This window comes from Bradyrhizobium pachyrhizi (assembly GCF_029714545.1).
Lineage (GTDB): Bacteria > Pseudomonadota > Alphaproteobacteria > Rhizobiales > Xanthobacteraceae > Bradyrhizobium > Bradyrhizobium pachyrhizi.
Window position 1 is genome coordinate 7235951 of sequence record NZ_CP121667.1, and the last position, 24476, is coordinate 7260426.

The window sequence follows — 24476 nt, forward strand, 5'->3', positions numbered from 1 at the left end:
ACTTAGGTCGCCCGTGCCACGTGCAGGTGGGACGCCTCTGTTTCGAGATGGCCGGTCTGGCTCGGCCCGTTTGAATTGACGGACGAGGTTGATTGGAAAGCACTGAGTAGGGCGATCTTCGCCTGGCTCGCGCGGTGTGCCCACTCGAGGCGAAGAGGCTGTTGATCTCGATCGGTGCCCGCGATATCGACAATCAACCGTGTGAGCGACGAGGTCACGGTACCGCTCCCATGACATTGGCCGGTATCCGGTCCGCGCTCGCCTCGCCGCAAAGATGCGCATGCAGCGCGGCCACGCATTCATCCGCGCTCCTGTTGTGACGCCGTCCCGGGACGATGGTGAGATCGGCAAGTTGATAGAACGGTTCGCGCTCGCGGATCAATTGCGTGATCTTGTCCCCCCGGTCCTCGGTCTGCAACAGCGGGCGGGTGGTGTCACGAGCGAGGCGCTTCCTGATCTCATCCGCGTCGGCATTGAGCCAGATCGAGACCCCTTTCTTGGCCACGCGGCGGTGCGTCTCCTCACGCATGAACGCGCCGCCACCGGTGGCGAGCACCACGGGTCCCCGCTCGAGAGACTCCGCGATCAAACTCGCCTCGAGATCCCTGAAATACTGCTCCCCTTTGGTCGAAAAGATGTCCGTGATCGACATGCGAGTCATCGCCTCAATCTTTTTGTCAGAGTCGATGAAAGGCAGCCCTAGTCTTCGCGCAAGATGTGGGCCGATAGTGGATTTGCCGGAGGCGGGCATGCCGACGAGCACGATCGGCCGGCCGTCGAGGGCCGCGACAACGTCCTTTGCAGTCGGTGATCGCTCGGGCGTCCCTGTTTGTTGGCCAGATCGCAGCGCAAAGGTCGCGCCGACGCCAGCTGCACGCGCCCCTTCGATTGAAAAGTGGGGAATGTTTCTGACACCCTCCGGGATCGCAACTTCTTTGCAGACCTCGCGCGTGAGCTGCGTGAGCTGCTCCATCTTGGCGGGATCCGGTGTATCGCTTCTACTTCGTCGCTGGAGTTCCTTATAGGTGTTGTGATTGGCCATTTTGGCCTTGTAGCTGCCCGGCGTATGAAACTCCGCCTCGAAGCGGTAACCATCCGGCGTGGCAAGCACAGTCTTGATGCCGGCAAAGGTCGGAGCGCTCATCCTGAACCAGTTTGCTGTGCTGATTTCGGTGTAGCCTTGCTTCTCAAACGACAGAATGGCTTTCCGGAAGGCCTTTGCAAAATCCTTATCGGGCGCTTCGAAGACATGGCGCACGGCGTTGCTGATCAGCTGTGAGGCGCCTTCGGGGACATCATTCACAACCATGAGCTGGTCTGTGAGGGAGCGTTCTGTCTTCAATCGACGGCCGAGATGGGGCATCTTCACATCGATGCCCGTTTGCCGGAGATCCTCGGCAACCTGAAGCGCCGCTGCAGTGATCGCCTTCTCTTCGACTGCGGCGCGCGCCACCTCGGTTTGGGCGCGCTCCGAGGCCAGTTCGCGAGTTAGCGTCAATTTGATGGCAGAATCCTCGGCAGGCTGCCGGTCAAAGGGGCGAGGCAGAATCCCTTTCTCCGCAGCAAGATTGATCGAGGCCTCCATGATTGAAGCCGCCAATGTGGGATTGTCCTTCAGATCCTCCAAAGTCGTGTCGACATTGAACATCCCGTGATTGAGGGTCGCCGCCATGCTCTTGACATAGGGCACCGACTTCAGGCCTGGCGCCTGCTGCAGGAGGCTCTGGAGCCCTTGGCTTTTCTTCATAAACAGCTGGACGCTGGTGTCGGATTTAAAGGCGTCCGTTCCGACCTTGATGCCGAGGCTCAGGAGGTTGCTTGCGCTTTGCACGAGGTCATCGGCAATGTACCCATCCGGCCGTGGACTGATGCGCGGAGGGTAGTTGTCGAGCAGGGCCTGGATACGCTCGCGCGGGTGAGTGGCCGCCGGATAGGTCTCCGCCAGGTTTGGGAAAAGCTCTGCAAGCGCCGGGCTCACCGTCAGCTTGGTATCGCGCGCGCTTTCGACTGTTTCGGGCAGCACCTGCTCATCCATGCTTGCTGCCCATGCCTCAAGGTCGGTGACGAGGAACTCGGCAATTTCGTGGGCGACTGCATGGTCTGCAAGCTTGATTTCGGGCCTCGCTCTATCGAGCATGTGCTCGACATCCTGGGCGCTCACCTGCTCCTGGGTCAGTAATTGACGGATGTCGCGCTGAAGTTCGTGATGAAACCCCTCGTAGGTTCCAAACACTGCGCGCTCGGCAAACCAACGTCGTGCTTGATGGGATTGCGCCAGAAAACTCCGCTGCAGGCCGCTATAAGTCTCCAAAGTATCCCGCGTCGCCGCGAGGATCTGGCTGGCACGACTGAATTTGTAATCATTGCCCTCGATTGCCGGCGTATGCGACTTTGGTGGCTTGAGCGAGCGGACCCCGCGGGCTTGCTCCTTGTCATCGAACAGGCGAACATGCTCATAAAGCTGCGGCCGGTCACCGACGATAACAATCGTATCTCCGTCGAAATCACCGTCGAGCTTTTTTTGCTCACCGGTCGGGACGGCGACCAACGAGCCCGGAGCGAACACCTCGGTCGCCTGCAGGATGCCGACGCAGTCTACCAGCGTATCCGCCTTGACGCGGTCCTTGCGCTCTGTCCAGCTCGAATGGCACTTGACGTCCTCAGCCGACATCACCAGGCCACGATCGGCGTAGTCGGCCGGCCACAGCTCGTCCGGCACCACAATCAGAATGCCTTTGGCAAAGAAGCTCGGATCGTCGGCCGCCAGTTGTTCCCGCGACTTCTCAGCGACGCTGAAACTGTATTGCATCGACACGCATCTATCGAGGAATGCCGCAGTCGGATCCCCATCAGCTGCTGACTTGACGCGTTCGTAGGCAAGCGGGCGCAGGTTGGGATTGTCATAGGGCGACCGCCCGATCAGCACGCCCCCCGTTCCCGTCAACGTCTCGCTCTTGCGCTGTGACACATGGAGGTAATCGTCACTGGACGGGACGGCAACCGCGCCGGATCCGTCGATGTGGCCTGCTGTCACCATACGAAAAAGATGCTCGCCTATCAGGCTTTCCCCTCCTCTGCTCTCCAGCCAAGCCTTGGCTTTCTCGCGCGCCTCGCCCGCCACTCGCTCACTACGCGGATAATGTTGCAGCGCTGAGGCCGGGACGAACGATCTGCTTGCTTCGCCATAGGCCGGCATCCGATCGGGACCTTCCTTCGGGCCGGCACGGCGAACGGCGAGCATACGCTCGGCGAGCGAAGCCTTGATAAAGCCACAGCCGTCATGCGGTCGCAGAGCAATCGGGCCTTCCGGTCCGGTCAGTCTGAAGGGATGCGCCTCGTTGGCCGGGCGGTCTGGCGCAAGCAACAGCTTGAAGGCGCCCTCTAGCGCGTAGTCGTGAGGGCCGAGATCCTTGATTGCGGGTGGCGCCGCAAATCCCCTACGCTGAGTGTACCAATAGGCCTCTTTGAAGGGCGCCCAGGCGCGCATGAGCTTCTCGAAAGACGTTCCCGGAGCGGTTTCAGCATAGGGAATGGCGAGCAGCTTTCCTCCCGAAGATGCTGCTGCCGGCTTGGCTGCAGCATGGGCGGCGATTTCGAGCACGGTCGGTTTTGGTGCCTTTAACTTGTTGCCGCCGAACAGGTCCATGCGGTAGGGCACCCCCTTATACGTGAACGTGCGCGCCAGCATGAGGGCGCTCGGCTTTGCTGGCAGCTGGACCGCGACCGCCTCGATCGCCCCCGAGGTCAGCCGATGAAAGATCGAGTATCGTGTCTCGGGCTCCGTGGCCAGAGGCCGTCCCTGCATGTCCACCACCGGCAACCGCATCAGACCAGCCTTGCCCTGTGGGGGCCGCGGCTCGTGATCCATGGCTCGCAATACCTCGTGAACATCGAATATGGACGCAGGATATTTGTCCTGGATCGTTGCGGCGTTCTGCTCGACGAATGCGTCCAGCGCATCGACCGGGCTCTCCGCCTCGATTTGCGCGATCAGGTTCCAGCTCATGTTGGAAAGATCGCCCTGGATGAGGTCGCGTGTCCTGACCAGGGTCTCTCTGGTGCCGTGCCGCAGCTCTTGCTGCCTCTTGCGCAAATCGGCCTTCTTGCCCTCGATATCCGGTCGCTTGAACATGTTCGCCAGGACCGCACGAGCCTTGATTATCTGATAGATCGAAAGCGCAGGACCGCGACTGGCGAGCGGCCCACGGGTTCGCTCTGCCGCGCTTGCATTGAAGTGTGCCTCGATCTTTTGCTCCACGACCGGCTGGAGATCGTTCAGCAAGTGGAGAGCCACTCTGCGGTGCCAGCGCAGGTGCGCGCTGCGCGCCAGCGGCACCAGCGCGGCACAGAGATTGCCCATGGCTTCGAGGTTGTTCTCAGCGGCAAAACCAGGGGCACGATGCAGTTCGTTGAGCCGATCCAACCCGGTCGGGGCGAGTGAGCCCAGATCCTCGAACAGCCGAGCCTTCGCCAAGGCCTTGAAAATGCTGGCGATGGTCCGAACATCGCTCTGCTCCAGCCGATCACTGTCGTAGTGAAGGTGATGGGCCAACTGATGCAAGCGATCCTTTAGCAGAGCGGTTTCTGTGATCTCTCCCGCCTCCTCTCCTCTCACGATGCTTCGCCCCAGCGCATTGGCGATCATGCCGAATTGAGGCGTCGTGAAGGCACCGAAGCGTTGGCCTGCCCGGCCTAGTCCGCGTGCGACGTCCACCAGCGCCCGGTGACACGCTGCGTCGTCGGGCCACTTGCTGAAGCCATTCAGCAGATGTGCCATCTGCTGCGGCGTGAAATCGGAGAGCGGGCGGCGACCGACCTCACCCGCGATTGCGGCCGCAGCTTGGCAAGTGTCCGGGTCTTCCGACCACTTGCTGAATCCGTTCACCAGATTCGCCAGCGCCTGCTGAGTAAAATGGGAGAGTTGATGGCCACGGCGACGGACCTCACGAGCGATTGCGACCGTCGCTTGGCCCGTGAATGCTTCTTCGGGCCATTTGCTGAAACCGTTCACCAGGTTCGCCAGCGCCTGCGGGTCAAAGCGCAAGAGCTGGGACGGCACCCTACCTGCGATTGCGACGGCAGCCTCGCGACAGCCCACCGCGTCCGGCCATTTGCTGAAACCGTTCACCAGCTTCGCCAGCTCCTGCGGGTCAAAACGCAAGAGCTGGAACGGCACCCTACCTGCGATTGCGACGGCCGCCTCGCGACAGCCCACCGCGTCCGGCCATTTGCTGAAACCGTTCATCAGGTTCGCCAGGTGCTGCGGGTCAAAACGCAAGAGCTGGGACGGCACCCTACCTGCGATTGCGACGGCAGCCTCGCGACACTCTACCGCGTCCGGCCATTTGCTGAATCCGTTCACCAGGTTCGCCAGGTGCTGCGGGTCAAAACGCAAGAGCTGGGACGGCACCTGACCGGCGATTGCGACGGCAGCCTCGCGACAGCCCGCCGCGTCCGGCCATTTGCTGAATCCGTTCACCAGGTTCGCCAGCGCCTGCGGGTCAAAACGCAAGAGCTGGGACGGCACCCTACCTGCGATTGCGACGGCAGCCTCGCGACAGCCCGCCGCGTCCGGCCATTTGCTGAAACCGTTCACCAGGCTCGCCAGCGCCTGCGGGTCAAAACGCAAGAGCTGGGACGGCACCTCAGCGGCGATTGCGACGGCAGCCTCGCGACAGCCCGCCGCGTCCGGCCATTTGCTGAAACCGTTCACCAGGTCCGTCAGCTCCTGCGGGGCAAAACGCAAGAGCTTTGACGGCACCTCAGCGGCGATTGCGACGGCAGCCTCGCGACAGCCCGCCGCGTCCGGCCATTTGCTGAAGCCGTTCACCAGGTTCGCCAGCGCCTGCGGGGCAAAACGCGAGAGCTGCGACGGCACCCTACCTGCGATTGCGACGGCAGCCTCGCGACAGCCCGCCGCGTCCGGCCATTTGCTGAAACCGTTCACCAGGTTCGCCAGGTGCTGCGGGTCAAAACGCAAGAGCTTGGCCGGCACCTCACCGGCGATTGCGACGGCAGCCTCGCGACAGCCCGCCGCGTCCGGCCATTTGCTGAAACCGTTCACCAGATTCGCCAGGTGCTGCGGCTCAAAACGCAAGAGCTTTGACGGCACCTCGCCGGCGATTGCGACGGCAGCCTCGCGGCAGCTCGCCGCGTCCGGCCATTTGCTGAAACCGTTCACGAGGTTCGAAAGCTCCTGCGGGGCAAAACGCAACAGCTGGAACGGCACCCGACCTGCGATTGCGACGGCAGCCTCGCGACAGTCCGCCGCGCCCGGCCACTTGCTGAAGCCGTTCACCAGGTTCGAAAGCGCCTGCGGAGCAAAACGCGAGAGCTGGGACGGCACCTCACCGGCGATTGCGACGGCAGCCTCGCGACAGTCCGCCGCGCCCGGCCATTTGCTGAAACCGTTCACCAGGTTTGCGAGCGCCTGCGGGTCAAAACGCGAGAGCTGGGACGGCACCTCACCGGCGATTGCGACGGCAGCCTCGCGACAGCTCGCCGCCGAGGAATGTCGGCCGAACGATAATGCGAACAGAGAAAGTGCGATGGGATCAATTTGCTTCATAAGCGCCTTGTCGAGGCGCGACAACCGAACCGCTAAGGCCTGGCAAGCTCTCATGCCGGCCTCACCTCCAGCTTCGCGGCTCACCACATTGCATGTCGTGGCGTACCCCCAGGAGGACCGAATATTTTCCTCCAACTGCGGCACAAATCGAGCATCGAAACGGGCAGCTGCGGTTTGCAGAAAGTCCGATAGATCCTGCCTTCCCAGCTGCTTGCTGTAACGTACAACTGCGCGTGAGAAAACGCTGATGTCGCGAGCGCTGGCGATTTCCCTTAAGGCGGCATTGAGTTCATCTGAACGTCTAGAATGCCTTTGCGGTATTCCAACTTGGACATTCTGCCGGGCAACATTGTCGGCATGCGACCTCCCGGTTCGGCCACTTCGGTCAGAGATGGATTGGCCATGCTGCGCCAGCCTGCCTGTTTGCGGGCGTTCGGCGGCTCGATCGGCGCGTCGCCGGTCACCATCCGAAGCCGATGGAGTAATTTCCAGATTGGCTGCGCCACGATAAGTTCCATGGACTCGCTCCGAGCTCCCAGGCTGGAATGGTTGCGCAGGCGCATCGGCCACGCACCACCTTCCTGGTCTGCGACTTCCCTCAGACACGGACTGCGTATCCAGTGGGCGTCCGCTTGCGTGCGAGCTTTCAGCCTCTCGATCGTCGCGCCAGGACTCCTCGCCACTCGGACGCGAGAAGCCCGCATCTCGCCTTGGTCTCCCACTGTACGTTCTATAAGGCCGCTGCAGGCCCGGGGTTTCGACATTCTGAGTAGGCGCATCGTGGACGCGCCCCCCTTCTGGTCCATCCCTCCCGTGCGACGGGAGACGGCGTCCTAGCGAGCTTTCCGCCTCTGGATCGTCGCGCCGCAGTTCCCCATCAGTTCGCGACGAGCCGGATTCCGGCAAGGAGCGCAAACGACGACGACTTCCACCGATTGCGCCCTGCAGCGCGGCGCCAAGGAGCCGATGTGCGCCGGAGGAGGGAGCAGCAAATCGGCCCGCACCGCTGTCGCGCTGCATGCTGCGAGAATCCGAAGGACCTGAATCCTGAAGCTCGGAACGCATCCGATCCACAATGGAACTGAACGATCGCCCCTCTTCACCAGGAGCACAAGCCGGTCCAGCGCTCGAACCGTCAGCGGCTCGACCTTCACCGGCACCAAATTCCGAAATGGGCGATTTGTCGCGCTCGTCAATGCGTCTCATATCTTTATCCAATGTACTGGATGCCTTGCCCTCACGAGTGCGACAGCCACTTGTCGGCTCGACCGCTTATCCTCGTTGTCTGATGAGCCACCGGACGTCCATCCACTCGAGCCGGCGAGGTGAGCGCGAGGCAGGTCTACGCTGCAGCGCGTGCCGCTGAAGCGGATATTTTGCCCATTCGGCTGCGACGGCATTCGCATCGAACCAGTGATATCAGAGCGGCGGATCTGGTCCCCACCCTCTGAAGAGCTCTCATCGAAGGAACTGAGCCGCAGATCGCTTAGCTGCTGCTCAAATCCCGCTTCACCTGTAGGCGTGTTGCCCGATTGTTGCATCGGCCGTCCCAGCTCTTGCGTTTTAACCCGCAGGCGCCGGCAAACCTGGTGAACGGTTTCAGCAAATGGCCGGACGCGGCGGGCTGTCGCGAGGCTGCCGTCGCAATCGCCGGTGAGGTGCCGTGCCCAGTTGCGTCACCTGGCTGCCGAAATCGACAATCAGAATCTTGTCATGCGCCGAGGCCACGGAGGGCGTCGACGCCCATCTCGCGGACGCGGCGGCCGGCTGCCGTTCCTGCAGAGCCGCGTATCCCTGCATCCAAACGTCCGTGTCGAATAGTGCATTTGGATCGATCGGCTTCAGATTGCGCCTCCTTGAAGAGACCGCGCTTCTACCCTCAGAGCCAAGTTCCGCTCTGTTGGACGGCAACGACGCTCGCAGTTTGAGAAAATCGACGAAAGGCCAATACCTCGGTCGAAATCAGATATGAGCCCATCGTGATCGAAGTTTTTGCGTTGACCGCCCCACCTAACGCATACCTAGCTGCGTTTGCTTACGAACAGCTGACGAACTCCAGCAGGATCCAGGGAACCCACGGCGAACGCATGATTCTCCGGCCTTAGCGCGAGCCGTCGCCGGCTTTGGCAGGCGTTGTAGGGGAGCGTTGACGACTGCCTGATGATGAATCCACAGATCAAGTTCAGGAGGACTATCGTCGTTTGCAGGATCACAGGTCGGCAAGGTCGAAAAACGCGACGCTCGCGAGATCTGATTTGGACGCGACGGACAATTGCGACAACCAGCATCGTCGAAATTCTCCCTGCGGGCGCAGATCGCTTCAATGAGTGACCGGTTGCTATAAGAATCCAAGCAACCATTCCTTTAATCATAATCATGGAGTTGCACGTAATGAATAGAATTACCGGTTACGTAGGTCATTCTGCATTGGGGCATATCGAAGCTGGTGCGCTCGGACATGATGACGCAATCCGCGTCCGGATCGTACAATGCTTGATGTATTTCCCCCGAAAGCTTGTTCCTGCTTTTCGTTTGCGGTAAGCCATAAGCCAATGATGGAAAGACAGAACGCGATAGCGATGGACGTGATTTTTCGCTAGCGGTTGGTCCTTAGGGCGACTTCGAAATCGAGATTCGGCACAAGGCTATTAATTGGAGAACTGCATGAAACGAATAGACAAGGGCGGTCAATTTGTTTCGGAGACCGGCAGCGTACTCCGCGTTGCACCCAACAAACCAGGAACAAAGAAGCTTACGGCGACGATGAAACGTCGCGCGTTGAAAGTCCGCAAATCTGAGCGAAAGCGCGCCTCGTCTTGCTAAGCGGAACATGCTCGGCGCCTCGCAGGCCATTCGAAACGCACCGCGTGTTGCTGCTTCAATGGGGAAACCGCCGGAGTTACGCCTCGAATGCGAGCGCGCCTTATGCCCTTCGCGTCCTTGATCCTGGGCGGCAACGCGCTGCTACCGCAAGAAAGAGTGCTGCGCTCGACCGCGCCAATGCCTCATGTCTTATCGGCCCAGCCGATGTTCTGGCAGCTGCCGATCGCATCGGTCCCACCACCAGGTGCGTTGCCATCGATCCGTTGGAGATTCTGCAAAGGGTGAGATGTTCCGCGCGGGCCAATGACTGGGTCCGCAGGGCTGCCGAAGGCCTCGATCGGACACCGCGGTCCGCAACGGCGGTATCCTCCAGCGTGTCTCTATAAGGGCGACCTCACCCAATCCGCAGGTTCTCAGCAGAGGCTTTACCCGAACTGCCGGTCTTCAGTTCGTAGCTGATCTTCGCTCCCTCCGCGAGATCCGGGTAGCCGGCCTTTTCAACGGCACGCATGTGCACGAAGACGTCGGGGCCGCCATCGTCCGGTTTGATGAAGCCATAACCTTTGCTCGGGTTGAACCACTTCACAGTACCAATTGCCATTATCGAACTCCTAAAATGAACCCTTGCGATCTAGCCAAACTCTAGCAGGGGCACAAGCCCCTGAGCTGAGCCGGCTTGGCGAGGCTTATGACTTCCGCGGCTTGGCGCTAAGGCAAAGCCAGGTGTGCATCGGAACGGATCATCTCGCTTAGCCGCCGGACTTGGCTCCATCAGGCTGGTCACCAGCGAAAAGCGCAGAGGATTCGTTCGCACAAGCGCAACAAAACCCATCGGCCGTGAGCGGCAATCCGATTATCGACAGCTGATGGCATCACCTCCACCTGGAGAGATTCCAGCCACGGTAGTCCTGCGCTGCCTGCGACAGATCTCCTCATAAAACCCCTCCGGATCTTCGATCCGCCTCGCCGGCTACGGTAAAGCAGGTGCGCAATACCTCGTGGAGCGTAGGCCGTTTTGACGTCTATCGTCGTATCCAGCCTTAAGGCAGGCGATGATCACGATGACATCCTCGAATCGGCGGCGTCAGACGCCCTCGTAGATGTCGCCTTGGCGCGGAGCGAATCGATGGTCTCGGTGACCTTGTTGTTGCCGGACGTGATCCGCGAACTCTCCGAGAAGAACACGTCGTGATGCAGCCTGCTGCAATTCGTGGGCTTCGGTCTGCCGCGAATACTACATCAATGACGCTGAAGCCCCGGTCGACGTGCTCACAGGCAATGGAACAATCACCCTCAAACCGCCTCGAAAGCCGGGAGGCGGGACAGAAAAGCGTAAATCCGGATATTGCCTTACCGAGACAACAAGAGCCTGGCGCCTGCAAAGAACAGGATTGTCGCAAGAACATATCGCGTGGCCCAATCGTTCATCCACCGCAGCCCAATGCAGGTTCCCAGCATGGCTCCAAGAACCGCACCGAATATGTAGAAGGCAATCTCGGGGTTCACTGACTGACCGGACAGCAGTACCCCCGCCAGCGCGAGTACCGAATTGCAGAGGATGAATGGCGGTGAGAGCCCAGCAGCCTGCCTCGGAGAGACCCAACCAAGCATCAGGATCAGCGGAACGAGAAATACACCACCGCCAATTCCCGTGAATCCGGAGAGCAGGCCCGTGGCAGCGCCGACCAGCGCGGCGCGACCAAGCGGCACCTGACGATGCTTGACATTGCCAACGCGACTCTTGAGCAACGTCAAGAACGAGGCCGCAATCAGCAGCGTACCGGTCATGATAGAGTAGAGCGATCCACCGATCGCCAGCAGCCCGCCGATGAAGGCCGTCAACATTGACGGAATTGAGATCTGCCAAAGCAGATTCCATTCAATCTTTCTGTGCCGATGCAGCCTCCAAGTCGCATAGCTGGCGGCAACAACGTTTAAGACAAGTGCAGTCGGGCGCGTCTGCTCGGCCGAAAGGCCTGCAAAGGCCATGACTGCGAGAAATGCTGTTCCCCCGACCTGGCCGGCGGTCGAGTACAACAATGAGACCAAGCCGATCAAAAAGGTCACGAGTAATGTCGTTTGCATGGTCCGGAATGGCCTGGGAGACAAGAGAGAACAAGGTCCATGCTAGTCCATTTGTTGGTTGGCTCACTTGAGCTTGCGCAAAGAGGAGCACGCAATTGGTACGCATTGCGCGTCATTGTAATCTTTCCACGGCCTGCGAAATCTGGCGCTCAGCGGCGGTCAACAGCCCACCTCACATGAGATCGCGCAGCGTTCAAGGGCCGGCAACTCCTGTCGGCAACCAACATCCAAAACGTCGTTTTTATGCTGAAGGTCGCGAGGCCGCATCACTTACCGAACAGGAGATCAATTGCATCAGGGTGCCGGGTCCGCACGCCATCAGCGGCGCGGAGGATTCTCCCTCGCGAGTGGCGATGAACACTCAAGGAGAGATCCTGGCCGTCGTGGCGCTGACTGCCCGATAATGTAAACTTCAGCTGAGCCTATTAGACTCCCAAAACAGTATACGCTCGCCGAACAACCGGTAGAGCCAGGGCGGGTGGCCGAGGCGCTGGACGAACTCGTCGACGGTCTCGATACGGTCGCGGCGCTTAAGGGCAAGGCCTGAAGCGAGCACCCGCCATTGTGCTGGCGAAATGGTCCGCGGCGGTGCCGGTATGAGGTTCGACTTGATTGCCTCATTGGCTGCTCGATGCGCATAAGGACGCGCACCAGTCAGGGCCAGATAGGTTACCACCGCGAGAGAATAGACATCGTCGCTCTCTGCTGGCGGCTCTCCCATCAACAACTCTGGCGAGGCATATGCCGGTGTTAACACGCCGATTTGGTCGAGTATGGCCATGGCCCTGTCGTGGTGCGCCGGAACGTCGAGCATAAGCGCTGCTCCGCCATCAAGAATTTTGATTTCGCCCGCCGAAGTTATGAAGATGTTGCCTGGCTTGAGGCCGCCATGGACGATGCCTAGACGGTGCATGTGGGCGAGCGCTTGCCCGACGCCACGGACGATCTGAAAGGATAGCGAGGGCGATAACGGCTGTCCCTGACGATCGGCCAGGATCCGCGCTAGCGAGCGGCCCTTTAGGAGCTCCATGACCAGGTAGTGATACTTGCCGTCGTAATCGGAATCGTAGATTTGCACCAAATTCCCGTGCACGAAGTTACGCAAAAGGCGTGCCTGGCGATGTAGCAGTTCGACAATCTTCTGGCGCATCTTCGAATCTGGGTGAATGACTTTCACGGCCACTTCTGGATTTTGTTCGCGCGCCCACAGGCCGATCCGATCGATCGCACGATAGACGGTACTGGCGCGACCCTCATTGATCGCCTCTAGCAGGTCGAAACGACCGCCAAGCACGTATCCCGGCGGGGCAGCTGGATTCACTGTATAGCTCCAGCCAGGTGATCGACGGTCGTATTGGTATCGTAGGTTGCCTCTTGCATGAGCAGGCAATGCAGGATCATCTCGAAGCCGATGCTACATATCGTGGACGTGTGGAATGGCCACTTGCGCTCATCGGGAGGCGGAGTTTCGGCGTCTCGGTGGAACCGAATATTCCGCCAACTTGCAGCCGGCTGCATTTAGCCCTTTCATCCCGAAATCAGTTAGGAACCGCGCTCACAGCATTGCCGTCACAGGTTATTCGGACAACGGAACGAGCGAAGGACATTCGAGCTGAACGGATTGCTTTTACTTTCCGCGCGCAGCTCGTAAGTCACACTGGGTCGGTCAGGTCCGCCGATCGTGAAGCGATTGGAGTTGCCACGTGACGACAGCCGCGGGGCACCCACAAGCCGGAACAATGCCCAAGGGCCTGAGCTCTCAATCTTCTCCTCGGTCCCGTCCAAGGCGGTGAGCGTGATGGAGGTAGTGCTTGCTTCGGTTCGGCTCGGCCACTCGAGGTCGTAGGAGCGCGGCGCCTCGTGACGATAGAAGATCTCCTTGCCATCCATGGCGAAAGTCGCGCGCCGCAGATGGGAGGCGAGATAGACAGGCTTGATGCTGAGTTTAACGGCGGGTCCGGAGCCGGGGCCGCTGAAAAACGACTTCCGAATCTCCTGCGCGCGCTGGAACTGAGCCAGGGCATTGGCATGGATCGGGAGCTCAGCGCCATCGATGGTCGCAAGCGCAAGGCCGTTTCGGCTCTGGAGGACCAGCGGCGACAAATATCTTCGAAAAAAGTCATCGAGAACGCCGCCGGGTCGGAACAAATCGCTAAAGTCCTTCAGAGTTATGTCCTCAGTCGCCGCCGCATACATTGGATAGCGTTGGAAAATGGCGGCCGCGCAGAGCGGAAAGACTTCGCCCACCCAAACTGCATTGACATAGCCGTGCGCCTGCTTGAGCAAGATGCTCCATGTCGAGAGCGCGACGTCATTCATGATGGTGCGGACCAGCTCCGGTCGCAGCGCCGAATCGGCATGCAAGGCGCCGAAGGAATCGCCATTTGGGTCCTTGGCGCGCCGCTGAACGAGCTGCAATGCCGTCCGGCCCGGGTCCGGCGCTGACGCGATGTTGGCCATCGTCGCATAGAGGCCACCGAAGCGATCGCGGATTTGATCCAGGCCGGCGGGCTGTCCCGGGACTTCGGCTGTGGCCAGTTTGGCCAGAGGCCGGAACGCTTCGGTAATTCGTGCTCCTGGCCAAGGCGCTTCGCCGAATGCTGCCGAGAACGCGGCGGACGCAGCAGCACCGGTCTTGGCGGAGGTCATCTCTCCACTTAGTGGCAAGCTTGTATGGTCGCGTACCAGGGAAATGATCTGCAGCAGCGCGCTTTGTGAGCCGGCGAGCCGACGCAAAATCACTCCGCCGCGCTGCATGTCGTCAAACTTGACGACGCGAATGTTGCTTAGGGCACGTGTCCAGGTGCGAATATAGTCGTCAACATACCGGTCAATGACCTTCAGTGCGAGCTGCTGGGTATCGGCCGCGTCCAAGGGATCACCGGCAAGGATCCAGTCGTCGCTTTGCTCTTCTTTGATGAAGAGCGGGAGGCGGTGCGGCAGAAATTCGAGGAACCCGTCGCGCGTGAAGATGCCAGGGATGACAGCACCATTGCTCGAACTGGAAGGGTCGTGCTGTAAAATGGCGGGAGACACAATCTGCGGAGCACGCATCTCAAGCTCGCCGGATCCGAGCAGACTGACCAGGTCGATTGGCCGGAGCTTTGTGTCTTGCGCTGCTTCGCGCAACAAACGGATGTAGACCTGCTCGACGAGAGGGCGGCGCTCCATCAGCTGCGAGCCGACCGCGATCACGAATTTCTGGTCAGTCGTGATGGGCTTCGGCAACAACTCAATCAGCCGCGAGAAATGCTCCTTCAGTTCGCCCGATGATGTCGCATCGAGCCCGAACGCCAGTGCGACTTCGGTGAGCGCCGCCTGCTCGATCCTGCCGCGGTTGAAACGCCTCGGATTGCTCAGCATCAAATACGTGCGGAACGCTTCCTTGGCCTCGTCCAGCAAAGTATCATTGCCCGAACGCAATGACGCCTCGATGCGGACAGCCAGCCTGCTGGCGAAAACGGGTAGCAGTCGGTCGACCAGAATATGGTCATAGGCCTCTTGCGCGGCCGGCGCCAGCGTCGCCGAGATGCCGAAGTCTTCAAGCCACGCATACCATGTGCCCTCTCGGGCAGCCTGAGGCAACCGGCGCGCGGCATTAAGGATCGGCAGAAGCTTCTTCAAGTCCAGCGGTTCGTGGATTTCTTGAAGGTGCGCCTGCAACGTCTGTACGGCTATTCTGGTTTCAGAGATGCGTACCTCGCTTCGGGCGAAGGCACCATACCACTGGGCCAATGCAGCCACCGCCAGTGTGATCGCCGCGATATAGAAGCAGCCATGCAGCAGCGCGAGCTTGCCTTCGAGCCTCAGATTGCGACCGATCAGGCCCTGCTCAGCGAAGATGACGTCGCTCAGCAACCGCTTGATGAAAAACGCCTTCCCCGGCCCGATTGAAGACGAGGGCGGCGCGGAGTGCAGACCAAAACTTCGGCTGATCGCTCCGTTGACCCGCCCGATCGGCGCGCCTTCCTGCGCGCCGCTGGTAAAGTAGATCCCGCGCAGCATCGGCCGCACCTCGAAGCGGCTCATCCGGAACACTTCGCTCACAAAGCCAGTGATTGCTGTCCGGGTGCTCCAGAATTCCTTCGGAAACGCGTACATGACTAAACGGCGGCTGAGATTACGTTCTTCCTGCATGCGAAAGGCCAGTTTGCTCTCGAGGCGCTCGGCAAGCTCCTGAATCTCAAGGGTCACGACGTCACTGATGTGATCGCGCGGCGCATCGAGGGGAAAGGTCCTGCCCCAAACCTGAGCGCGGCCTTCCTGGTCGAGATTGTCGAAGTATTCGGCAAAGCCAGACACGAGATCGCATTTGGTCACCAGAACATAGACCGGAATGGGCCCGCCACACTTCTTCAGAAGCTCCTGTATCCGCGAACGGATAGAGCCGACGAGCCGCCGCCGCCGATTGTTGTCGCTCAGCAAGAGATCGGACAGGCTGATTGCGACCAGGACGCCATTGATCGGCGGCTCGCGCCGATGCTTAGTGAGAAAATCGAGAAAGCCGCTCCAGGCCGCGCGATCGACCTCGGTATCCTTATCCTTGGTCATATGACGGCTTGCGGTGTCGATAAAGACTGCTTCGTCGGTAAACCACCAGTCACAGTTTCGCGTACCCCCGACGCCAGCAACCGGATCGACGCCAAGTCGTTCGGTAAGCGGAAACCCGAGGCCTGAATTGCGCAGGATCGTCGTCTTGCCGGCGCCTGGTGGACCGATGACGATGTACCAGGGCAGCTCGAACAGATAGCGTGGGCCCCGCTTGCCGGCGAACACTGTATCGCGCAGAACTTTGAAGGCATGCTCGAAGCGCCTCCGGATCAGTTCGACCTTCTCCCGACTACGATCGCTGGAGGACGAGACGAGCCCTTCGCTCTCCATCAGCGACATGATGGCGCGTCGATTAGCGGGGCGCGCCAACCAGCCTCGGACAAGGATGACGAGCATGGTCGCCAGGAAGACGCCGGCGATTGTAGCGGCGCGAACGGTGACTGACTGGAGCGGATACCGGCCGAACAGGTCGAGACAAGGTCCGCCGAACCAGATGAGCACGCCGACCGCCGACAAGCCGATCAGCGTCACGATGCCTCGGACCGTTAAAGGTGCCGCGAATTGCGCGCCGAACACCTGCACCTCTCCTTAGTGCGGCCCGGACCGGCCGAGCAAGTCAAGTTGCTGCTCGACGGGCGCCAGTTCTCCAGAGAGGCACCACCAAAAAAAGCCGTAGCCGATGAGGACGGTGAGGGCGGCAGCCGTAAAGACGATCCTCAACGGCACGTAATTGCGCACGCCCATGCGCGCACTGACGCCCCGCCATTGGCTTGATAGCTCGGCGGGCGGCCTGATCGTATGGTTCCGCAAGCAACGCGCGACCTCGCAGCGCAAGTCTTCAAGTCGCTCGCGGCCGCCTTCCACCACCCGATATTTTCCTTCGAAGCCCATCAACAGGCAGACATCGATGAGCTTAAGCAAGGCGAGGTGTTTGGCTGGCTCGGCTTGGATGTGCTCGAGTATCTGAAAGACTTTGTCGCCGCCCCAGCTCTCGTTATGGAACTGGTTGAGCAGGCTATTGTCGCTCCAGGCGCTTTCAGCGCCCCGGCGCGTGGTCATCACGGCCTCGTCGATGAGCGCGCATATCACATAACGAGCGGCTATGACGTCGCTCGCCTGATGTTTGACGACGACCCGCTCGTCGAAGCGACGGATTTGCTCGACAATTCCACGATGGAACGCGCCGATATCGGCGTTGTTGACGAATTGCAGCTGCGCGACGACCAAAAGGAGCGGTGCTGCTGCCGCGACCAAAGTGTCCTCCACCGCTTTTGGCTCGAAGAGACCGTGCGCTACGATTTCGGCATCGGTGACTGTCGAGCCTTCGCTCGCGTCGGATGTGGGCACCGGCGCATAAGGGACCCTCGGAGCTGCGCCCCTCGGTTGAACACGACCGGAACGTTGTCCACCTTGGCTGACGCGGATTGGACCAACTGGCCTGCGTTCAATGACTGTCAGCTCATCCATGTGTACGGATCTGGAAGTTACCACGTACAGCCAAGCTCTCGCCCCACCGACCCGCCCTCCGGTCAAAACGCCTGTGTTGTGTTACAGCCCAAGGCCTTCTCGCCGACGACTCGCAGTATGAGAACTACCTCGCACCCTCAGCCCTGCTCATCAGCTCGGTCGTGCGTCACATGCGGATTGGCTGCGGCGGGATATCGCCCCCGCTGCCTGCAATTGTTGAAGGTCGATCGGCCGGTTGATGCGCCAGCGGATCTTCTGTCGTGCATTCAAAGTCCATATTCGCGCACGCGTTGGTCTCCTCTCTGCGGAACGAGGCGCCGTGGCCAAGGAAAGGGAAGCATCGCTCATCTTAGGCATCTACGTGCACCAACCACTCAGTGTTGCGGCATCTCGGTAGCAACGCCTGTGCCAACGGCTTAAGACATTGATTTGGCTTCTAAACAGTGCGCTCGACAAAAGGTGAAAGATACAAAGGCTGCGTGGTTTGTCAGAGAGCGGACAAGCATCGACGTGTTCGAGACCTCAGTTCAGCACGCCAAGCATCGCCTCGGCTCCCTCTAGATAACCGTCAGCTCCTCGGTTCGCCCCCGTCATCATGCCGCCCGCCGAACATCGAGATCCGAGCGCGCTTGCACTCCTCCTGTCCAGGCTCAATTGAGCCGAGATGAACAGCGGCCAGGACGTCCCAAATGCTGGCGTATCTGGTGCGATGGGGCGGAAATCCTTGAGCCTGCAGAAGTTACGCTCGATCACCTTTCGAGACTTTCTAGGCACGTTTGTTGAAGCGATGGATGATGATACGGTTGAACCTGTCGGGGATTACGGCATTGGCGCGCAACGACGAGTTCAGCGCGAACGCAGGCGCCTTCCGGCGATGAGCGCGCGCATGGATGGGCGAGCGCCAGGACATGGGATGCAGCGCCGATGTCGGCATCGTGGCGCGGGATTCGAATGAAGGACGATCGGCCGGCAGAATGGATCGCTCAGCGCATGGATTTTGTCGAGCGGCCAAAGGAGCTGCCGATCGCCTTATTGTGCTTTCCCCTCCCCGGCGGAGCTTTGGTCGCGGTCGAACCGAGCGGAGCGCGGCGAAATCTTTCCAGCCCTCAAGCGATTGAGCAGCATCGCCGCACTTGGCGCAATGATTAAGGCGATCGTAGATGGTCTGTCAGGATCACATTTATGCGAAACTCACGCCGGCGTGCAGCTGATTGAGCGCATGTGAACGAAACCGCTGATGGTGCGCCGGTCGTCGGCCGGTCAGTCCCTTCGCAGGTCGATGCGCGCAAGAGCATCACATGACGCTAATTAGGCACGCTCTATTTTGGTTGGTACGACAGCCAATCTGTAGCACCCGCGAAGAACGCTTTGAGAGACCATCGGGCAGCCTCGTCGTCAGTGAGCTGATGAGCGTATGGCTCGCGGCGTATGGGATTGGCCCCGATGCCGGTTGACTTGTACTCGGCATAATAGGCCGTCCTCAGGGTATTGGTCTTGCCGGGTGTCCATTCGCGCCAGCCGTCGGGGATTACGGCCGCATCCATGTCGGTTGACAAGAAGATCACAGCGGCATAGGGGCGCCAGGCACGGCCGAGGGCAATATCGCGCGCGGCTGGATCGGCGCTCAACCTGCAATGATCAAATACGTAGGCACTATCCTCGTCCGGTGATGCTCTGCTTTGCGCGGTATAGACGACTGCATGGTTGGCGACACCATGCAACTCACAATGCCGGAAATAGGCTTTGGCGTTGCCAAATATAAAATCAACATGCCCCTCGATGTAGCAGTCCAAGAAGTACTGGCGCGACATCCGGCCATTCGGCCCCTTGTTGGCGAACAGGGTATCCTGCGCGCCGAGCAGGCGGACTCTAGCGATAATGTCCTTGTCTCCGGTCAAGGACAGCGCCACGGCCTGCGAAGGTGGATTAGCCGGATTGAGGGAGTAGTCGTTCTGGACGGTCAAATTATCGAGCCGAAAGTCGTCACCTGAGGCGTCCAGCGTCGCGGAACGAGAAGTTCCCCCAACATTGATTGCGCCGTCGCCATAGACAATAACCGTGTCATGCGGTTGCTTGCCGGTGCCTTTGATATGAACACCTGGTTTCGAGACTTTGACCTTCTCACGATAGGTGCCCGGCGCGATCAGAATAGCGCCGCCATGCGGCGGTAGGGCGTCTATGGCTGACTGCAGAGAGTGATAGGCCTTATCAGAGGCTTGCGAGACCAAAAGTGGCTGCGCAGATGCTTCCGAGAAGCGCAAACACCCAGCCAGCACTATAGCGCAAAGCGCGAGAGCTCTCATCATCGTCTTACCTTCGTCGAGCCGAGTGCAGGCTCGTATTTCGGGCACGCTCGGATGTTGCGCCTTGTGCCATCAAGCGCAACGAAAGCCAGGCCCCGTCAATGTGCATGGCACGGCAGCTTCACTTTGGCGGTGCCCAGGTCAGCGTCCCCGGTCTGATGGCTACCTAACGATTGGGAAATACTTTTGCGCACTCCCATCCGCGAGATAGTAACCCCGCAGCTCGAGTTGGGAGCGGTGGCGACACGCCGGAACGCCCAACGGTCACGTTGGCATTTTCCACCTGCCAGCTTGCGGAATCGGCAAATCGCACATCATCCAGCGTGATCTCGAGGGCATGCGTCTTGTCAATCCCACGCATCACCAGGGAACCTCCATCGCCACGAACATGGCGCAGCACAATTTGGCGATAGAGGGGAATGCTGTCACCTTCGGCGCGAGGATCATACCTTGTATCGAACATGATCGGCCAATGGTTTCCGCGCAGGCACACATTCTCATAGGTCACTCGCTCCACCAGGCCGCCCCGGCTGACATCACTCTTGATGCGCAAGCCCGATGTCGTGCCGTCGAGAATTAGGCCGCGCACGAGGATGTCGCTCACGCCGGAGCTCACCTCACTGCCGATCGACATTCCATGTCCCCAGCCGAAATAGTTATCGACGATGGAGACATAGCGAGTGGGACCGTTATTGCCGGCCTTGATTGCCACATTGTCGTCTCCGGTACGGATCACGCTATGGGTAATGGTCACATCCTGGCTGGCGCCAGGATCGATGCCGTCGGTGTTGCGGGCGTCGGCAGGTGCTTCGATCGTGACGCCCCAAAAGGTAGCACCTTCGACGCGGTTCATCGCCACGTGAAAGTTGGGCGCATTGCGCAGCGTGGTGCCGTGAAAGGTAATGTCCTGCGCGTGGTCGATCTGGATCAAGCGCGGGACGTTCTGATAGCCACGCTCGTTTTGCGCCCGGCGAGCCAGCTCCCACCAAGTTTCGGCGCTGCCGACCATGGGTGTGCCGCCCTGGCCATCGATGATGCCCTCGCCATAGATGCCGCCACCGCGCGTTCTTGAAAAGCTGATGAACGGGCGGCAGCCGTCACCTTTACCTGCGATGCGACCGCAATGTCCCGAGCCCCTGTCATACGCGTTCGGGTCGGACATCGCAAAAAGCGTGGCACCTCGCTCGATCCATAGCGTGACGTCCGATTTCATCTCGAGTGGACCTGACAGGAACTCGCCATGCGCCAAATAGACCGCTGCACCGGCGGGGCAATGGGCAATGGCGTCCTGCAACGAGGCGGTGTCGTTCGTTCCAGAGGCCATCGGGCGGGCGCAAACATTGCGCGGCGCAATTGGTTCAGCGACAATGCGGCGGTCTTTCGCCTGGGCGGCTAGGCAAAAAGCCATAGAGATCGTGATGAACAGTAGAGCCCGGTAGCGGGAAGGGTTTGTCATCTACATTCTCATGCATTATTGCGGGCACTTTGCCGCGCGAACTGTTCCCGAGCCGAACGCGAGCTCGAGCGAGAGCCGCCCTGATCCGTGGCGCGCGCAAGGTGTCCCTAATAAGACAACACCAGGATAGCGCTCCCGCCCGTTTAAGACTGCGGGTGAGTCGGATACGGTTCGAGGTGCTGGCGACGAGTGTCGCAGCGGCCGGCGAACCGGCGGTCCAGCCAGCGTTCTCGCCACTATCGTCCGGAGTGCACCCCTGAGGCGAATTGTCTTCAGCCGCGCCTTCCACGGCATTGCCAATGGCCTTGGGTCTGGCGGCCGCAAAATGCTGGCTTTCGCACGCTATCCAGTTGCGTCTCGAATATTGCCGGGCACGTCAAAATCACGGACCGCGTTGGCCACGACGTGCTTCCTTGCAAATTTGCAGTGGTTGCGGAGCTCGCAATCACCGATACCGCCATTCCCTGGGCCACATCCAGGGCCATCATCGGAAAAACGAACCCATCACGGCTCCAGCGCGACCTGCAAGCCCTCATTCCCCTCAACGTGAACATAACGTGGCCCGATTGGTCGTCCCCTGCCGCTGGCGACGGTGACAATGTCTTCCAGTGGGTTGGCGCGCGCATCCGTCTCGGGTCGGGACAAGATCAGATCGGCGTGAAATAGCCCTTCCGATTCAAGACCGGTCGCATCGACGCCAAGCCTCGTCAAGGCGGCCAAACAACTTTCAAACTCTTCAGCATCGCGAAAGCGACGCTGAATGAACGTTGCGCCGGTAAGGCGTTGCGACACAAGGCCATGCTTCGCGAACGTCGCAGCCAAGGAGTCAAATGGGAACATTCTTAGCACGAAGGAGATGATCCATGGACGCTTCTCCGTCGCATCGAGAATCTTGCTGAACGTCTTCTCGGTAACGTAGCCGATGCAGCCCGTCGACATGATGACATCCGCGGATCTAACAACAGGCGCGCTGTCGGTCGATAGCGCCTCCGTTTCAAGATCCGCGACAATGCCCTGCTCAATCAGGCCAACAGCCGTTGCATAGCCGATCGCCGGCGCCGATACATCGAGACCGATAAATCGCGCCAGACCGACATCGGGCCAAGCTGCATAAAAATTGCGATCGAGACGCACCAGTGTCTCAGAACTAATCGCCCTCATCTCGCGCCGGGCGTAGCGATGACGCAAGCCCCCGAAGGTCAGTGGAAACCGATGCACCGCGGCGTTGATGCCGTATGAACAGCCAACATCAAGCACGACCGGCTTACGGCCGGTTGCCGACGCTTTCGCTGCCAGAATCTGGCGCACAACCGGCTCAGCCACGTCCGGGATCATATAATCCAAGTCTCCCAGGACAGAGAAATATGCTCTCGGATCATCCAAAGCATAAATATCATCGAAGATAGCTTTAGACTGGTTGATACGCGAAAAATCTGTTCGCAACTCAACATCCCCCATTTCATTTTACAGGCCGCTCGACGGTTGCGGCCTTCAGTCACCCGGCGCCTTATCGCAGAGATCAGTCGACGCTTAAATCTCATCTGGCCGATACGGATCTACTCCGAGCGATCAGGACCATCAAGAGGCCCATCATCATCGATGCGCAACCGCGAACCCAAGGCAAACGACTAGATTTCCGTACTGCGCTGACGTGTTCGCGCGTGACTCCATGCCGCTCTTGCAATCGGCGGTGCTGCCACCGCGCGGCTTGGCTCACTCGGTAGCTCCCCTGATACTTTTCAACGCTGGGCTCACGGAACCCCAAGTCACGCGCGTCTCGCAGCTGACCTCGCGAAAGATCAGATTTCGTGCGCGAGTCCTATTGATGTCGGGGGTTGGAGCAACTCATACCTTGGTTTAGACATCCGAGGCGGATATCTGCCACATCTTACTGATGATTTGATCGCGCAGAGCTCAAAGCTCGCACATCATGGCCGGACGGAGACGGGCGGACGCGCTTTAGCGATCGATCAGGCCTCGTAGGATGGCTTCCGCGCGCATCGAGACGGCTGTGTAAAGCTGCGCGGCCTTGATGGATTTGAGCCTTCCTGGGTCATTTTGAGCGATGTTGGGATCAGATAGAAGGCGCTGGAAGCGAGCCCTACGCCACGCTTGCACGCGGCGAAGGCGCGGCAGTATCGCCGACTGCTCCTCAATATTGACCCGCTTCTCACTCGCCACGCGGCCGCTCCTCTTGAGGTTGCAAGCGTAGCGCAACCTCGGCGCACGGGGAAGCGGTTTCCGGAATCCTACGGGTAGGCGCACTCCACGCCTTTTTGCCATGTAGCTAACCAGCATGAGGTAAGACGCGGGACCGTGCGAGAGCATCGTCGTGTCGTCATATCCGCCAGTCGTCCGAACGCAGATCGGTCAGCTGCGCGATCAGTGGCCGGCGGATGTTCTGGCAGGCTTTTGGTGACTAAGTCCTCGCGGATTATTTAGGGTCGCCTCCTTTGTCCCTTGCCTGAGTTCCGTCGTGTAAGGCCGACCATTATGTAAAATGTGCCGCGACCGGAGAGGTCTCGCCGGCAGGATGCTTCTTTGTCCATCGAACCGACCTGAGGATCGGATGCCGCTCGGCAATCATGCTCCCATCCCAACTTGGGATATGTGCGAAGTCTTTCTGCATGTCTGAAGTCTTGCATCCGCAGACCATGGGCGGCGAGATGGCATTCGGCATCGATCGTCGCCCTCCTCAGCCTTGAGCATCGAAAATTCACGGCAAATGTATCTCGTGTTGCTGCTGAACGTCGGCGCTGTATCCGGCGAGCATGGAGAGTTTCCCCGACGTCGGGAACGGCCGCAGTATCGTAAGGGCCGACACGGGGGCAGTTATTTCCCCAGACCATCCGATCGGGCGCAGACGATCGCGCGCTCATGGTCGCTTGCCTTCCGCGATTATCGGGTCCGTCGATGGCATCATCGACCCGTCACGACTGAACACGAAACCAATCTCGCCATCCACGATCGCGCGATCAGCAGCTCAACGCCCACGCCCAGCGCCGTTGATCGATGACCCTGGTCTCACCGGCGCGATCTCAAAATTGGTCGGCGTTAGAGTCACCGCGCGCGCGATACCGCCGTCGTACGCATGCCCTGCGTCAGAGCAGCAGTGACATATAGTTTGATCCAACAATCCGTTGTTCGGACTCAATCCCCAACTGCAAATGGCAATAGAGCGCCCAGTATTTGCGCCACAAAGGATCGATCGACGGTGTCGCTT

The 24476-nt window shown here is 59.8% G+C and carries 13 protein-coding genes; 2 read left to right on the plus strand and 11 right to left on the minus strand.

The genetic code is table 11. The features are described 5' to 3' along the window. Nucleotides 1–214: 214 nt before the first annotated feature. The 3 genes from QA639_RS34260 to QA639_RS34270 all read right to left on the minus strand — a co-directional run bounded on the left by QA639_RS34260 (nt 215) and on the right by QA639_RS34270 (nt 9992). Nucleotides 215–6568, minus strand: coding sequence for a shikimate kinase (locus QA639_RS34260; RefSeq protein WP_283088279.1), 6354 nt, complete (start codon nt 6566–6568; stop codon nt 215–217). A 272-nt stretch (nt 6569–6840) separates the two neighbouring features. Further along, the gene (locus QA639_RS34265; protein ID WP_283088280.1) at nt 6841–7086 is read right to left on the minus strand and encodes a hypothetical protein; all 246 of its coding nucleotides are present in this window, start codon (nt 7084–7086) and stop codon (nt 6841–6843) included. A 2699-nt stretch (nt 7087–9785) separates the two neighbouring features. Beyond that, nucleotides 9786–9992, minus strand: a complete 207-nt coding sequence (locus QA639_RS34270; protein WP_283088281.1) for a cold-shock protein — start codon at nt 9990–9992, stop codon at nt 9786–9788. 414 nt (nt 9993–10406) lie between these two features. Between QA639_RS34270 and QA639_RS34275 the strand changes: the two genes are divergently transcribed. After that, nucleotides 10407–10583, plus strand: a complete 177-nt coding sequence (locus QA639_RS34275) for a hypothetical protein (protein ID WP_283088282.1) — start codon at nt 10407–10409, stop codon at nt 10581–10583. 158 nt (nt 10584–10741) lie between these two features. Here the strand turns inward: QA639_RS34275 and QA639_RS34280 are convergent, their stop codons facing one another. From QA639_RS34280 to icmH, 4 genes are all read right to left on the minus strand, one after another. Continuing rightward, on the minus strand, nt 10742–11458 hold the full coding sequence (locus tag QA639_RS34280) for a sulfite exporter TauE/SafE family protein (protein ID WP_283088283.1): 717 nt from the start codon (nt 11456–11458) through the stop codon (nt 10742–10744). Nucleotides 11459–11888: 430 nt separating this feature from the next. Continuing rightward, complete coding sequence (locus tag QA639_RS34285) at nt 11889–12797, minus strand: serine/threonine-protein kinase (RefSeq protein ID WP_283088284.1); 909 nt, start codon at nt 12795–12797, stop codon at nt 11889–11891. Nucleotides 12798–13045: 248 nt separating this feature from the next. Continuing rightward, nucleotides 13046–16603 carry a type VI secretion system membrane subunit TssM gene (gene tssM, locus QA639_RS34290; protein ID WP_283088285.1) on the minus strand — a complete coding sequence of 1186 codons (3558 nt, stop codon included), beginning with the start codon at nt 16601–16603 and terminating at the stop codon, nt 13046–13048. Nucleotides 16604–16615: 12 nt separating this feature from the next. Beyond that, entirely contained in the window at nt 16616–17494 is an 879-nt protein-coding gene (gene icmH, locus QA639_RS34295) for a type IVB secretion system protein IcmH/DotU (protein WP_283088286.1), read from the minus strand. Between the two features lie 951 nt (nt 17495–18445). Here icmH and QA639_RS34300 point away from each other — a divergent pair. Then, entirely contained in the window at nt 18446–18643 is a 198-nt protein-coding gene (locus QA639_RS34300) for a hypothetical protein (RefSeq protein WP_283088287.1), read from the plus strand. Between the two features lie 170 nt (nt 18644–18813). On the opposite strand, the gene QA639_RS34305 is transcribed toward QA639_RS34300, so the two are convergent. The 4 genes from QA639_RS34305 to QA639_RS34320 all read right to left on the minus strand — a co-directional run bounded on the left by QA639_RS34305 (nt 18814) and on the right by QA639_RS34320 (nt 23434). Next, a complete protein-coding gene (locus QA639_RS34305) occupies nt 18814–19800 on the minus strand; it encodes a pectinesterase family protein (protein WP_283088288.1) in 987 nt (328 codons plus the stop codon). Between the two features lie 163 nt (nt 19801–19963). Further along, nucleotides 19964–21253: a glycoside hydrolase family 28 protein gene (locus QA639_RS34310; protein ID WP_283088289.1), complete on the minus strand. Its 1290-nt coding sequence runs from the start codon at nt 21251–21253 to the stop codon at nt 19964–19966. Between the two features lie 504 nt (nt 21254–21757). Continuing rightward, nucleotides 21758–22711 (minus strand): class I SAM-dependent methyltransferase, encoded by a 954-nt coding sequence (locus tag QA639_RS34315; RefSeq protein WP_283088290.1) that lies wholly within the window; start codon nt 22709–22711, stop codon nt 21758–21760. Nucleotides 22712–23212: 501 nt separating this feature from the next. Beyond that, complete coding sequence (locus QA639_RS34320) at nt 23213–23434, minus strand: hypothetical protein (RefSeq protein WP_283088291.1); 222 nt, start codon at nt 23432–23434, stop codon at nt 23213–23215. Nucleotides 23435–24476 lie beyond the last annotated feature (1042 nt).

Excerpts from the sequence above, each read along its gene's own strand:
- QA639_RS34260 (WP_283088279.1), bottom strand. The coding sequence starts at position 6,568 with ATGAAGCAAATTGATCCCATCGCACTTTCTCTGTTCGCATTATCGTTC.
- QA639_RS34265 (WP_283088280.1), bottom strand. The coding sequence starts at position 7,086 with ATGGAACTTATCGTGGCGCAGCCAATCTGGAAATTACTCCATCGGCTT.
- QA639_RS34270 (WP_283088281.1), bottom strand. The coding sequence starts at position 9,992 with ATGGCAATTGGTACTGTGAAGTGGTTCAACCCGAGCAAAGGTTATGGC.
- icmH (WP_283088286.1), bottom strand. The coding sequence starts at position 17,494 with ATGGATGAGCTGACAGTCATTGAACGCAGGCCAGTTGGTCCAATCCGC.
- QA639_RS34300 (WP_283088287.1), top strand. The coding sequence starts at position 18,446 with ATGAAGGACGATCGGCCGGCAGAATGGATCGCTCAGCGCATGGATTTT.
- QA639_RS34305 (WP_283088288.1), bottom strand. The coding sequence starts at position 19,800 with ATGATGAGAGCTCTCGCGCTTTGCGCTATAGTGCTGGCTGGGTGTTTG.
- QA639_RS34310 (WP_283088289.1), bottom strand. The coding sequence starts at position 21,253 with ATGACAAACCCTTCCCGCTACCGGGCTCTACTGTTCATCACGATCTCT.
- QA639_RS34315 (WP_283088290.1), bottom strand. The coding sequence starts at position 22,711 with ATGGGGGATGTTGAGTTGCGAACAGATTTTTCGCGTATCAACCAGTCT.